The following is an 11,918-nucleotide window of genomic DNA, read 5'->3' as shown; positions in this document are numbered from 1 at the left end:
GGTGTTCGCACTATCGCGCGCCCGCTTCAAGTCCGCTTCAGGGAGGTCTGCAGATGTCATTTGTGAGAAACGCCTGGTACGTGGCCGGTTGGTCGCGCGAATTCGGCGAGGCGCTGGTGCCGCTGACCATCTGCGCACAAAATCTGGTAGTGTTCCGCGCCAGCGATGGCGCGATCACGGCGCTGGAGGATCGCTGCCCGCACCGGCTGTTGCCGCTGAGCCATGGCAAGCGGATCGGTGATACGATCCAATGCGGCTATCACGGCATGACCTTCGGCACGGACGGCAAATGTGTGCGGGTTCCGGGGCAGTCGAACCTGCCGGCATCGGCCTATGTCGATGCCTATCCGGTGCTTGAACGTCACGGCATCGTCTGGATCTGGATGGGGGAGGCCGACAAGGCCGACCCGGCGCTGGCCTTTGACATGCCCGAGTTCAGCGACCCCGACTGGCACATCCATCACGGCGATCAGCTGCACATCCGTGCCAATTACCTCAATGTCGCGGAAAACCTTGTCGATCCGGCCCATGTCAGCTTCGTCCATCCCACGACGCTGGGCAATGCCGCCTCCGAAAACGTGCCGGTGCATGTGAAGACATCGGGCGAGGCGATCGTCGCATGGCGCTGGATCCGCGATGCCGAGCCGATCGGCTTTTTCAAGAAATTCGGCGGTTTTGCGGGCAATGTCGACCGCTGGCATTACTACTACCTGCACCTGCCTTCCACGGCGGTGATCGATTTCGGCAGCGCCGATGCGGCGCTCGCTCTGCCGGAAGAGGAACGCGACAAGGGGGTGCGGATCTTCGCGCTGCATTTCGTCACCCCGGTCGAAGAGGGCTACACGATCGATCACTGGATGCATCTGCGCAACACCGCGGTGGGGGATGAGGCCGCCTCGGAACAGATGGACGCGATGTTTCGCATTGCCTTTGCCGAGGACAAGGCCATTCTGGAGGCGATCCATCAGGAAGAACAACGGCCGCAGAAGCGCAAACCGATCCGCATCGCCATCGACAAGGGGCCGAACGTCTATCGCAAACGCATCCGCGAATTGATCGAGGGCGAAGCGACAGACGACCTCGGCGAGGCGGAGATGCCGGTTTTCGTTCAGCACGATTGAGAGCATACAGAAGAGAACAATCCCGAAAACGGGAGCCTGACAACAGAGAGGACGATACATGAACCGCAAGACATTCCTGCAGGGCTTGGCCGGTGCCGTCGCGCTGTCACTTACCGGGATCGGGGCGAACGCGCAGTCCGGCGACCCGATCAAGGTCGGCGAGATCAACCATTACAAGCGCATGGCAGCCTTTGCGGAACCCTACAAACAGGGGATAGAGCTGGCGCTCGAACAGATCAACGAACAGGGCGGCGTGCAGGGGCGCCCGCTGGAATTCATCTTCCGCGATGATCAGGGCGAACCAGGCGAGGCGATCAAGATCGCCGAAGAGCTGATGACTTCCGAAGGCACGGTGATGATTACCGGGTCGATCCTGTCAAACGTCGGGCTCGCGATCTCCTCGCTGGCGGCGGAAAAGCAATGGGTCTATCTCGCCGCCGAGCCCTTGGCCGACGCGGTGACCTGGAGCCAGGGCAACCCCTGGACCTTCCGTCTGCGCGCCTCGACCTACATGCAGGCGGCGATGCTGGCCGAGCAGGCCGCCAAGTCCGACGCGGTGAAATACGCCACGATCGCGCCGAACTACGCCTATGGCAAGGATGCCGTCGCGGCCTTCAAGGAGGTGCTGACCAGGCTGAAACCGGAGGTCGAATTCGTCGGCGAGCAATGGCCGGCCCTGTTCAAGATCGACGCCGGTGCCGAGGTCCAGGCGCTGGAACGCGCCAAGCCCGATGCGATTTACAACGTCACCTTCGGCCCGGATCTGGCGAAATTCGTTCGCGAGGGCGGCACCCGCGGCCTGTTCGAGGGGCGCACGATCTATGGCCTGCTGTCGGGCGAGCCCGAATATATCGACCCGCTCGGCGACGAGGCCCCCGAAGGCTGGGTGGTGACCGGCTATCCCTGGTATGACTTCACCGAGGAAGACGGCGCCAACAAGCCTTTCGTCGATGAATATCAGGCGCGCTGGAACGAGCCGCCCAAGCTCGGCTCGCTGGTCGGCTACATGACCGCGCAATCCGTTGCCGCCGCGCTGGAAAGGGCCGGATCGACGGAAAGCGACGCGATCCGCCAGGCCTTCGAGGGGCTCACTGTCGAAACGCCGGTCGATACGATCACCTATCGCGAGATCGACAATCAGGCGACCATGGGCGCCTTCGTCGGTACCACGACGCTGCGCGACGGCGCCGGGGTGATGCAGGACTGGACCTATCTCGACGGGGCCGATTACCTGCCCTCGGACGAGGAAGTCAAAAAGCTCCGCCCCGCCGAGTGATCCGGTAAAACGCGCTTTCTATGCGTGGGTTTCACCCACCCTACGGGGCGAAATCCGCCGCGCGCGCCCTGCTGAACAGGATTTTCCATGGGCCTCTTCATCGCACAGCTCCTCACCGGCCTCGCCAACGCCGGGGCGCTCTTCATGGTCGCCTCCGGCCTGTCGCTGATCTTCGGCGTCACCCGGGTGGTCAATTTCGCCCATGGCTCCTTCTATATGCTGGGGGCCTATGTCGGCTATTCGCTGATGCAGGTGCTGCCCGGCGTGGTCGGTTTCTGGGGGGCGATCCTGCTGGCCGGGCTGATCGTCGGGCTGATCGGGGTGATCGTCGAAATCTGCGTGCTGCGCCCGGTCTATTCGGCGCCGGAACTGTTCCAGCTGGTCGCGACCTTCGGGGTAATTCTGGTGATCCAGGATCTGGCACTGATGATCTGGGGGCCGACCGACCTGCTGGGGCCGCGCGCGCCGGGGCTCAAGGGCATCGTGCGGATCATGGGCGAGCCGGTGCCGCAATATGACATCGCGCTCATTGTCATTACGCCCTTCGTGGCGCTGGCCCTGTGGTATCTGATCACCCGCACCCGCGTCGGCACGCTGGTCCGCGCCGCGACGCAGGACCGCGAGATGGTCGGGGCGCTCGGCGTCAATCAGGCCTGGCTGTTCACCGGCGTGTTCTTCCTCGGCTGCGCCTTGGCGGGGCTGGGCGGAGCGCTGCAATTGCCCAAGGGCGGGGCCGACCTGCTGATGGATTTCTCGATCCTCGCTTCCGTCTTCGTGGTGGTGGTGATCGGCGGCATGGGCTCGCTGCCCGGTGCCTATCTCGCGGCGGTGATCATCTCGGTGCTCAACGTCTTCGGCGTGACCTACATGCCGCAATCGACGCTGGTGCTGATGTTCGTGGTCATGGTCATCGTGCTGATGCTGCGCCCCTATGGCCTGCTCGGACGCGAAGAGGTGGCGGGCGAACACGGCCAGGTCGGCGAGCCCGAACGCCCGATCAAGCCCGCGGGGCCCCGCATCCGCCTGCTGGTCGCCGGGCTGATCCTGCTGCTGGCGCTCGTGCCGCTGACAGGCAGCAACTTCGCCGTGGTACTGGTCACCGACATTCTGATCTTCTGCCTCTTCGCCGCGTCGCTGCATTTCCTGCTCGGGCAGGGCGGGCTGGTCAGCTTTGGCCATGCCGCTTTCTTCGGCGGCGGTGCCTATGTGGCGGCGCTGCTGGTCACCTTTGCGGATACGCCGATGGAACTGGCGCTGCTGCTGGCACCCGTCGGCGCAGGCCTCGCCGCCATCGTCATAGGCTGGGTCTGCCTGCGCTCCACCGGCGTCTATTTCGCCATGCTGACGCTGGCCTTCGGGCAGCTTTTGTGGAGCCTTGCCTTCCAATGGGGCGAGATCACCGGCGGCGATGACGGTCTCGTCAATATCTGGCCCTCCGACTGGGCCTCCGACAATGACGTCTATTACTACCTCGCGCTGGTCTTCTGCGTCGGCGGCATCCTGGTGCTGCGCCACGTCGCCCATGCGCCCTTCGGCTATGCCCTGCGCGCGGCGCGGGATTCCGCCCGTCAGGCCGAGGCAACGGGCATCAATACCAAACGCATCCAATGGGTCGCCTTCGCCTTCGCCGGGACCATGGCCGGACTCGCGGGCGGGCTCTTCGTCTTCTCCAAGGGCAGTGTCTTCCCCAATGAGCTCGAGATCGCGCGCAGCTTCGATGCGCTGATCGTGGTGTTCCTCGGCGGCGTCAAGACGCTGTCGGGCGGCTGGGTCGGCGGCGCCTTCTTCGAGAGCGTCAAGGATTGGCTGACCCGCTTCGAATATTGGCGACTGGCACTGGGCCTGCTGATCATCGCGGTGGTGATCCTCGCGCCCGAAGGCATCGTCGGTTCCCTGCGCAAACTGAGCGAACGCCTCGGCCTGCTGCGCAACCCGGAGGAAACGCGATGAGCCCGATCCTGTCGGTCCGCAACCTGTCGAAGAACTTCGGCGCCATCGAGGCGGTCGCGGATGTCAGTTTCGACCTCGCCCAGGGCGAGCTGCTGGCGCTCATCGGCCCCAACGGCGCGGGCAAGAGCACCTGTTTCAACATGCTGATGGGCCAGCTCAAACCGAGCGCCGGGTCGGTCAAGCTCAAGGGGCGAGAAATCACCGGCTGCAAACCCCGCCAGATCTGGCGCATGGGGGTCGGGCGCACCTTCCAGATCACTGCCACCTATGCCTCGATGACCGTGGTGGAAAATGTGCAGATGGCGCTGATCTCGCATCACAAACGTCTCTATTCGCCATTTCCCTTCGCCCACCGCCTCTACCGGGCCGAGGCGCTGGCGCTGCTCGACACGGTGGGCATGGCCGATCAGGCCGAGCGCCATTGCGCGGTGCTGGCCTACGGCGATCTCAAACGGCTCGAGCTCGCCGTGGCGCTGGCCCATGAGCCGATGCTGCTGCTGATGGACGAACCCACCGCCGGCATGGCCCCGCGCGAACGCATCGCCCTGATGCAGCTCACCGCCGACATCCTCGCGCAGAAAGGCATCAGCGTGCTGTTTACCGAACATGACATGGACGTGGTCTTTGCCCATTCCCACCGGATCATGGTGCTGAACCGCGGTCGCCTGATCGCCGACGGCACCGTCGAGCAGATCCGCAACGACCCCAAGGTGCAGGAGGTCTATCTCGGCGGCGGCACCCTGTTCAAACCGGCCGGGGAGAGCGCCGATGCTTGAGGTCAGCAGCGTCAATTCCTTCTACGGCAAGGCCCATGTGCTCAATGACCTGAATTTCTCCGTCGCGCGCGGACAGGTGGTGGCGCTGCTCGGGCGCAACGGCGCGGGCAAGACCACGACGATGAAATCGATCATGCAGCTGGTGCGCCCGCGTTCGGGCAGCATCACCTATCAGGGCCAGGACATCACCCGCTGGCCTGCCTTCCGGGTGGCGCGGGCCGGGCTCGGCTACGTCCCCGAGGAACGCCGTATTTTCACCCAGCTCACGGTGCTGGAAAACCTCGAAGTCGGCCGCCAGGCCCCGCGCGAGGGCTGCGTCACCTGGTCCGAGGACATGCTCTTCGATCTCTTCCCCAACCTCGCCGAACGCCGCCACAACCGCGGCAAGGCGCTCTCGGGCGGCGAGCAGCAGATGCTGACCATCGCGCGCACGCTCATGGGCAACCCGGCGTTCATCCTGCTAGATGAACCCTCCGAAGGGATCGCGCCGGTGATCGTGGAACAGATGGCCAGGGTGATCCTGCAGATCAAGAACGAAGGCCTGACGGTGCTGCTCTCCGAGCAGAACCTGCATTTCGCCCAGGCGGTCGCCGACGGCGTGGTGATCATCGAACATGGCACCCAGAAATTCACCGGCACCCTCGCCGCGTTGCAACAGCAACCCGAAATCCGCGACGCCTACCTCTCGGTCTGACCCCCTTCACCCTTTCTTAAATACTCAAATCCCCGCCCGCCGGATGCAAACCGGGCGGCGGCCCGAAAGCCACCGCCCGCCCGCCGCGCATTCATCGCGCTCAGCTCTTTTTGCGATCATCCACGATCGACATCTGCGCGATGCCGCTCTGCCCCAGATCCACCTTGGCAAACGGCCCGCCATGGCACATCTCGCCGGGATCGCTGAGATCCGCGGGACTGGCCTCCGCCAGCACTGCTTCCGCGAATTGCTCGGCATTGTCCTTGGGCCGGTAGCCGAGGAAGGACGCTTTGGCATTGTCGACCGGGCAGCGGTCGTTGTTCGACACCCCATAGATCACGCTGAACCCGACCGAGGGCGTGTCCACCGCCCGCGTTACCAGCTGGATCAGGTCGTCATAGGAGAGCCAGGAACCGAGCGCGCGGGGATTGTTGACCTGCGCGGCTGATAGGATCCGCAGATGCACCGATTCCAGCCCGCGCTTGTCCCAATACATCGAGCCGAGATCCTCGGTGAAGCATTTCGCCAGCCCGTAGAATGTATCGGGGCGGTGCGGCGCATAGACGCCGATGAAATCGGCCTTCTTGTGCATCCCCACCGCGTGGATCGAAGAGGCATAGACGATGCGCCGCACCCCGGCGCGATAGCCCGCCTCCCAGATGTTGTAGGAGCCGACGAAGTTCGGGCCGAGAAGCTCTTCAAACGGCTTTTCATCGACGATGGCACCGAAATGCACCACCATGTCGGCCCCTTCCAGCACCGGTGCGATGGCGTCATATTGCGCCAGATCGGCCTGCACATAGCGCTCACCGTCATAGAGCTTGCCGATATCCTCGGCGATGTCGGTGGAGACCAGCTCCTCGGCCATGCGGCTCAACGGTTCGCGCAGATAGGAGCCGAGCCGTCCGGCGGCGCCTGTCAAAACCAGTTTCTTCATCTTCATCGTTCACTTCCTTCCATATCCGTACCATCAGCGGCACGCCGGGCGTCCCGGATCATATCACGTTCTTTTCGAAGAATTTCTCGCCCTGCTCAACCCGCGCATAGTCAAACGGGCTGAGATCGAGACTGCGGTAGCTGCCATAGGCGATCAGCTCGGCAATGCCGCGCCCGATTGCCGGGGCCTGCTGCAGCCCATGACCCGAGAAGCCGTTGACGAAGACGAAATTCGCCACCTTGCCGTGCCGCCCCAGAATCGCGTTCTGATCGAGCTTGTTATAGGCGTAATGCCCGACCCATTGGTTGATCACCTTGACCTGTTCAAAGGCAGGCACCCGATGGGCCAGCGCAGGCCAGACCTTGTTTTCCCAGATCCCGTGATCAAAGCCAAAATCGTCATAGGCGACGTCCGCATCCTCGTCGGGCGGGCAGCCGACCATGTAATATTTGCCGTCCGAGCGCATATGCACGCCCGAAGGGTCAATGGTCAGCGGAAGGTCGCGCTCAAGCGGATGAGCCGCGTCGAAGATGAACGTATAGCGGCGACGCGGGACCACCGGCAGGGCAAGCCCGGCCATTGCAGCAGTGGCGGCGGCGCGCGGACCCGAGGCGTTCACCACAATGCCGCAGGCGATGCGCCGACCGGACTTCAACGTCACGCTGTCCACCGCTGTGCCTGCTGAATTCAGCGTCATGGCGACCACCTCGTCGTGGATGTATTCGACACCGCGCCGCCGGGCCATGCGCTTGAACCAGTCGAACATGGTCCCGCCGTCGAAATATCCCTCGTCGATCAGGTTGTGATTGCCCGCGATGATGTCATCGAGATTGTAGAACGGATAGGCCGCGGCGATCTCGGCACGGCTCATGTGCCTTGTCCCGGCGCCAAGGGCGGCCTGAATGCCCTGAGCCTCCTTCAGCGTCGCGGCAAATTCCGGCGTGTCGGCGAGATACATGTAGCCAAAGCTCTGCAGCACCAGCTCCGGCACTTCCGGGTCGCCGCCCAAGAAATTGCGGAAATCCTTGATGAACTCGGCGCCGAATTGCGAGACCCTGATGTTCACCGGCGCCGAGAATTGCTGGCGGATGCAGGAATTTGTGTGGCTGGTGGAGGCGAATTCGTAGCTCGGGTCGCGCTCCACCACCAGCACCCGGCCCTGAAAGCCCGGCGTGTTGGTCAGCCACCAGGCGACGGCAGAGCCGTAGATCGCGCCCCCGACGATCACCACGTCATAGCTGTCGTGCTGCGCGGTGCTCATTCGACCTCTCCAACGCGGATCGCCCGTTCGACCTGCGCGACATCTTCCGCCGTAAGCCCGTAATCCCTCTGTGCCGCCTCTGGCGAGATATAGCCTCGCGCCAGATCGCGCCGCACCGCGGCCGGGTCGCGGGCCGCTGCCGGACCATAGCCCGCACCGCCGGGGAAGGCGAGCCGCACCCGTTCCCCGTGGGGAACCAATTGTTTGCCCTTGCCCTTCATCGCCGCGCCATCGCTGCGGGCGATCTTGGTCGGGGCGCCATTGCCACCGCCTTGTCGGCCCCGCGCCGGATGATCGACCCGGTCGAACATCGCTGAAAAATCGAACTCGTACCCCTCGACAGCGCCGACTTCCATATATTGCCCGAGCCCGCCGCGCTGTGCGCCGACACCGCCGGAATCCGGGCGCAGTTCCTTGCGCCAGATGATCACCGGGCCGGCATGTTCGGTGGCCTCGACCGGCATGGTCATCACCCCGGAGGGGAAGGCGGTGGCGTTGAGCCCGTCGAACTGCGGGCGCGCCCCCGCCCCGCCGGAGTTGAACGCCAGCACCTCCGAGCGCCGCGCACCGGCCGGTACCGGAGCATCGCGGCGCGGACGCAGCGAGACCTGGAAATTGCACAGACAGCCCGCGCCTTCGGCAGGCACCAGCCGTGGCAGCAACTGGTCAAGCGCGGCATAAACGGTGTCGGGTATCATGTGACCGATGACATGGCGCAGCGCCACCGGCGCCGGATGCAGCGCGTTGACGATAGTGCCCTGCGGCGCGGTGATCCGGAACGGCTCGAGCGAGGCGGCGTTGTTGGGGATCTCCGGCGCAACCGCGCATTTCAGCGCATAGCAGGCATAGGCCTTGGTATAGACCATCGGCACGTTGATGCCCTTTGGATCCGGCCCGGACGTGCCGGTGAAATCGCAGGCGATGTGGTCTGCCGCGATGCTGACTTTGGCGCAGAGGTCGATGGGCTTGGAATAGCCATCAATCCGCATCGACCCCTGTGCCGACCCGCGGGGCAGGGCGGCGATGGCCGCCAGCGTCGCGCGGCGGGAATTGTCGAAGATATACCCGGCCACCCCGACAAGATCGGTGAGACTGAATTCGCCCATCATCTCGGACAGGCGCCGCTGGCCGATCTCGTTGCAGCTTGCCAGCGCATAGATGTCGCCGATCAGCTGATCAGGCTCGCGCACGTTGCCGCGCAGCATCCGCACCAGGGTCCGGTCGACCTCGCCCGCCTCGGCGAATTTCATGATCGGGATATAGATGCCTTCCTCGTAGACCGAATTGGCATCGGCGCCGAAACCGCGCCCGCCGATATCGACCACATGGGCGGTACAGGCAAAGAAACCGACAAAGGCCCCCTCGTGAAAGGCCGGGGAAACCACGGTGATGTCATGCAGATGCCCGGTGCCTTCCCAGGGATCGTTGGTGATATAGACATCGCCTTCGCGAATGTTTTCAACGCCGATCCGGCGCAGGAAATGCGGCACCGCATCGGCCATGGCGTTGACGTGGCCGGGGGTGCCGGTCACCGCCTGCGCCAGCATCGCGCCGCTGGCGTCATAGACGCCTGCCGAAAGGTCACCGGCCTCGCGTACCGAGGTCGAAAAGGCTGTGCGCACCAGCGCCTGCGCCTGTTCCTCGACCACCGAGATCAGCCGGTTCCACATCACTTGATAGGCTACATTGGACGGTTTCATCGCTTGGCCTCCATGTCGATCGTGCCATCGGCCTGCATGAGGGCGCGGCGGCTGCCGGGAATGATAATGCTGGTTTCGGCCTCGGTAATCACTGCCGGTCCCGCGAGCGTCTGGCCCGGTGCCATGTCATCGCGCCGGACGACCTGGGCGTTTGTCGCCATGGCCTGTGCAGGGTCGAACAGGCGGCGGCTGGCGCTGGCCTGTGCCGGACCCGTTTCGGCGAGGCTTCCGGCGCTTTGAACAATATCCTTCGGGGTGCTGGCGTTGACCGACCAGACGGTGATTTCAACATCCATGCCTTCGACCACCCGACCAAAAAGCCGGGCGTAATCGGCCTCGAATAGGTGCTGATAGGTCGCGGCATCGGGGGTGGCGGCCTGCTCCGAGCTAAGGGCGACGGGGATCTCCCAGCCCTGACCGGCATAGCGCATGTAGATCTTGTGCTCGGCCTCGATCGGCGCATCGGCGTCGCAGGAACGTACGAAGCCGGTGGCCTCGCGGGCCAGCTCGGCAAAGAGGTCCCGCACCGTGTCGTTGTCGAAGTCCGACAGGCGCATGTAGACGCTGCGGTTGGCCTCGAAGCTGAACGGCGCGCGCAGGAAGCCGATGGCGGAACCGACACCGGCGCCTTTGGGGATCAGGCAGCGGCTGACGCCGAGTTTTTCGCAAAGCCGCGCGGCATGCAGGGGCGCGGCACCGCCGAAGGCGATCATCGTGTATTCGGACAGATCCTCGCCGTTCTCGACAGCGTGAACCCGCGCGGCGTTGGCCATGTTTTCATCCACCACTTCAGCTACCCCGAAGGCGGCGGTTTCCGCGTTCATCTCCAATATGTCGCCAAGCTCGCTGCGCAGCGCCGCTGCGGATTTTTCCGGGTGCAGCAGGATCGACCCGCCGGCAAAATTTGCCGGATCGAGCTTGCCGAGTACCAGATCGGCGTCGGTCACCGCCGGGCGGGTGCCGCCGCGGCCATAGCAGGCGGGGCCGGGTTCGGAGCTGGCGGATTCGGGGCCGACGCGGATCTGGCGCAGCCCGTCCACATGGGCAAGGCTGCCACCGCCGGCACCGATTTCCACCATGTCGATCACCGGGATCGAGATCGGCATGCCGGAGCCTTTCTTGAAGCGGTAGGAGCGCGCCACTTCGAAGACCCTTGCGGTTTTCGGGGTCTGGTTCTGGATCAGGCAGATCTTGGCCGTGGTGCCGCCCATGTCAAAGCTCAGCACCTTGTTAAGCCCATAGCGCGCCGCCAGCGTCGCGGCGAAGACCGCACCGCCGGCCGGACCGCTCTCGACCAGTCGCACCGGGAATTCTGCGGCTGATTCCAATGAGATGATGCCGCCGCCGGAATGCATCAGGAAGATCGGACAGTCGGCGCCTGCGTCTTTCAGGCGGCCTTCGAGCCGCCCGAGATAGGATTTCATCAGCGGCTTGATATAGGCATTGGCGACGGTGGTGTTGAAACGCTCGTATTCGCGCATCTGCGGCGAGACATCGGAGGACAGCGAGATCATCACGCCGGGCAGCCGGTCCGCCAGCACATCGCGGACCATGCGCTCGTGCCCGGGGTTGAGATAGCTGTGCAGGAAGCCCACGGCGATGCTCTCATAGCCCGCTTCGGAGAGGGTATCGGCAAGGGTCTCTATGTCGGATTTTTTAAGCGGGATCAGTGCCTTGCCATCCGCGCCGATACGCTCTTTCAGCGTGTAACGACGCTGGCGGGGCAGCAGGGGTTCGGGCAGCACGAGGTTGAGATCATATTGCTCGAACCGGCTTTCGGTGCGCATCTCGATCACGTCGCGGAAGCCCTCGGTGGTGATCAGCGCGGTCTTGGCACCGCGCCTTTCGATCAGCGCGTTGGTGGCCAGAGTGGTGCCGTGGATGATCTGGGAAATGTCCTGCGGGGTGATCCCGGCCTTGGCGCAGACCTGACCCATACCATCGAGTATCGCTTTCTCGGGGGCGGCATAGGTGGTCAGCACCTTGGTGGAGAATTGCGCGCCGCCGCCCTCAAGCACCACGTCGGTGAAGGTGCCGCCGATGTCGACGCCAAGACGCCAGTTCGGGCCGCTCATGGCTGCACCTGAAAAGCGGTCGGGCGGGGGGATCTGGGGCATCGGTTTGATGTCGGTATCACGGCGGTATCCCGTCTGTATTGGCACTGAGGTTGCGCTCAGGCTTAGCCAGCGGGAAGGATCGCGTC

Annotated in this window: 9 protein-coding genes; 5 read left to right on the top strand and 4 right to left on the bottom strand. The window is 64.1% G+C overall.

The window, feature by feature from the left end; genetic code table 11:
- Positions 1 to 53: 53 nt before the first annotated feature.
- The 5 genes from ACFSUD_RS00255 to ACFSUD_RS00235 all read left to right on the top strand — a co-directional run bounded on the left by ACFSUD_RS00255 (position 54) and on the right by ACFSUD_RS00235 (position 5,817).
- A complete protein-coding gene (locus tag ACFSUD_RS00255; RefSeq protein ID WP_386370203.1) occupies positions 54 to 1,121 on the top strand; it encodes an aromatic ring-hydroxylating dioxygenase subunit alpha in 1,068 nt (355 codons plus the stop codon).
- A 58-nt stretch (positions 1,122 to 1,179) separates the two neighbouring features.
- On the top strand, positions 1,180 to 2,397 hold the full coding sequence (locus ACFSUD_RS00250; protein WP_386370200.1) for an ABC transporter substrate-binding protein: 1,218 nt from the start codon (positions 1,180 to 1,182) through the stop codon (positions 2,395 to 2,397).
- An 87-nt stretch (positions 2,398 to 2,484) separates the two neighbouring features.
- Entirely contained in the window at positions 2,485 to 4,347 is a 1,863-nt protein-coding gene (locus ACFSUD_RS00245; protein WP_386370197.1) for an ABC transporter permease, read from the top strand.
- A complete protein-coding gene (locus ACFSUD_RS00240) occupies positions 4,344 to 5,123 on the top strand; it encodes an ABC transporter ATP-binding protein (RefSeq protein ID WP_386370194.1) in 780 nt (259 codons plus the stop codon). Before ACFSUD_RS00245 ends, ACFSUD_RS00240 begins: the two co-directional genes overlap by 4 nt.
- Positions 5,116 to 5,817 carry an ABC transporter ATP-binding protein gene (locus tag ACFSUD_RS00235; RefSeq protein ID WP_386370191.1) on the top strand — a complete coding sequence of 234 codons (702 nt, stop codon included), beginning with the start codon at positions 5,116 to 5,118 and terminating at the stop codon, positions 5,815 to 5,817. The genes ACFSUD_RS00240 and ACFSUD_RS00235 overlap by 8 nt, the downstream gene beginning before the upstream one ends.
- 100 nt (positions 5,818 to 5,917) lie before the next feature.
- On the opposite strand, the gene ACFSUD_RS00230 is transcribed toward ACFSUD_RS00235, so the two are convergent.
- The 4 genes from ACFSUD_RS00230 to ACFSUD_RS00215 are packed head-to-tail and all read right to left on the bottom strand — an operon-like array spanning position 5,918 to position 11,790.
- Positions 5,918 to 6,754, bottom strand: a complete 837-nt coding sequence (locus tag ACFSUD_RS00230) for an NAD-dependent epimerase/dehydratase family protein (RefSeq protein WP_386371077.1) — start codon at positions 6,752 to 6,754, stop codon at positions 5,918 to 5,920.
- Positions 6,755 to 6,812: 58 nt separating this feature from the next.
- Positions 6,813 to 8,015 (bottom strand): NAD(P)/FAD-dependent oxidoreductase, encoded by a 1,203-nt coding sequence (locus tag ACFSUD_RS00225; RefSeq protein ID WP_386370188.1) that lies wholly within the window; start codon positions 8,013 to 8,015, stop codon positions 6,813 to 6,815.
- Positions 8,012 to 9,715, bottom strand: a complete 1,704-nt coding sequence (locus ACFSUD_RS00220) for a hydantoinase B/oxoprolinase family protein (protein WP_386370186.1) — start codon at positions 9,713 to 9,715, stop codon at positions 8,012 to 8,014. The genes ACFSUD_RS00225 and ACFSUD_RS00220 overlap by 4 nt, the downstream gene beginning before the upstream one ends.
- The gene (locus ACFSUD_RS00215) at positions 9,712 to 11,790 is read right to left on the bottom strand and encodes a hydantoinase/oxoprolinase family protein (RefSeq protein WP_386370184.1); all 2,079 of its coding nucleotides are present in this window, start codon (positions 11,788 to 11,790) and stop codon (positions 9,712 to 9,714) included. Before ACFSUD_RS00215 ends, ACFSUD_RS00220 begins: the two co-directional genes overlap by 4 nt.
- Positions 11,791 to 11,918: the final 128 nt, after the last annotated feature.

This window comes from Sulfitobacter aestuarii (assembly GCF_042685005.1).
GTDB lineage: Bacteria > Pseudomonadota > Alphaproteobacteria > Rhodobacterales > Rhodobacteraceae > Sulfitobacter > Sulfitobacter aestuarii.
This window is presented reverse-complemented; position numbering and strand designations above follow the sequence as displayed.

What these genes read in the sequence shown, in the direction of transcription:
- ACFSUD_RS00255 (WP_386370203.1), top strand. Translation starts at nt 54, where the DNA reads ATGTCATTTGTGAGAAACGCCTGGTACGTGGCCGGTTGGTCGCGCGAA.
- ACFSUD_RS00250 (WP_386370200.1), top strand. Translation starts at nt 1,180, where the DNA reads ATGAACCGCAAGACATTCCTGCAGGGCTTGGCCGGTGCCGTCGCGCTG.
- ACFSUD_RS00245 (WP_386370197.1), top strand. Translation starts at nt 2,485, where the DNA reads ATGGGCCTCTTCATCGCACAGCTCCTCACCGGCCTCGCCAACGCCGGG.
- ACFSUD_RS00240 (WP_386370194.1), top strand. Translation starts at nt 4,344, where the DNA reads ATGAGCCCGATCCTGTCGGTCCGCAACCTGTCGAAGAACTTCGGCGCC.
- ACFSUD_RS00235 (WP_386370191.1), top strand. Translation starts at nt 5,116, where the DNA reads ATGCTTGAGGTCAGCAGCGTCAATTCCTTCTACGGCAAGGCCCATGTG.
- ACFSUD_RS00230 (WP_386371077.1), bottom strand. Translation starts at nt 6,754, where the DNA reads ATGAAGAAACTGGTTTTGACAGGCGCCGCCGGACGGCTCGGCTCCTAT.
- ACFSUD_RS00225 (WP_386370188.1), bottom strand. Translation starts at nt 8,015, where the DNA reads ATGAGCACCGCGCAGCACGACAGCTATGACGTGGTGATCGTCGGGGGC.
- ACFSUD_RS00220 (WP_386370186.1), bottom strand. Translation starts at nt 9,715, where the DNA reads ATGAAACCGTCCAATGTAGCCTATCAAGTGATGTGGAACCGGCTGATC.
- ACFSUD_RS00215 (WP_386370184.1), bottom strand. Translation starts at nt 11,790, where the DNA reads ATGAGCGGCCCGAACTGGCGTCTTGGCGTCGACATCGGCGGCACCTTC.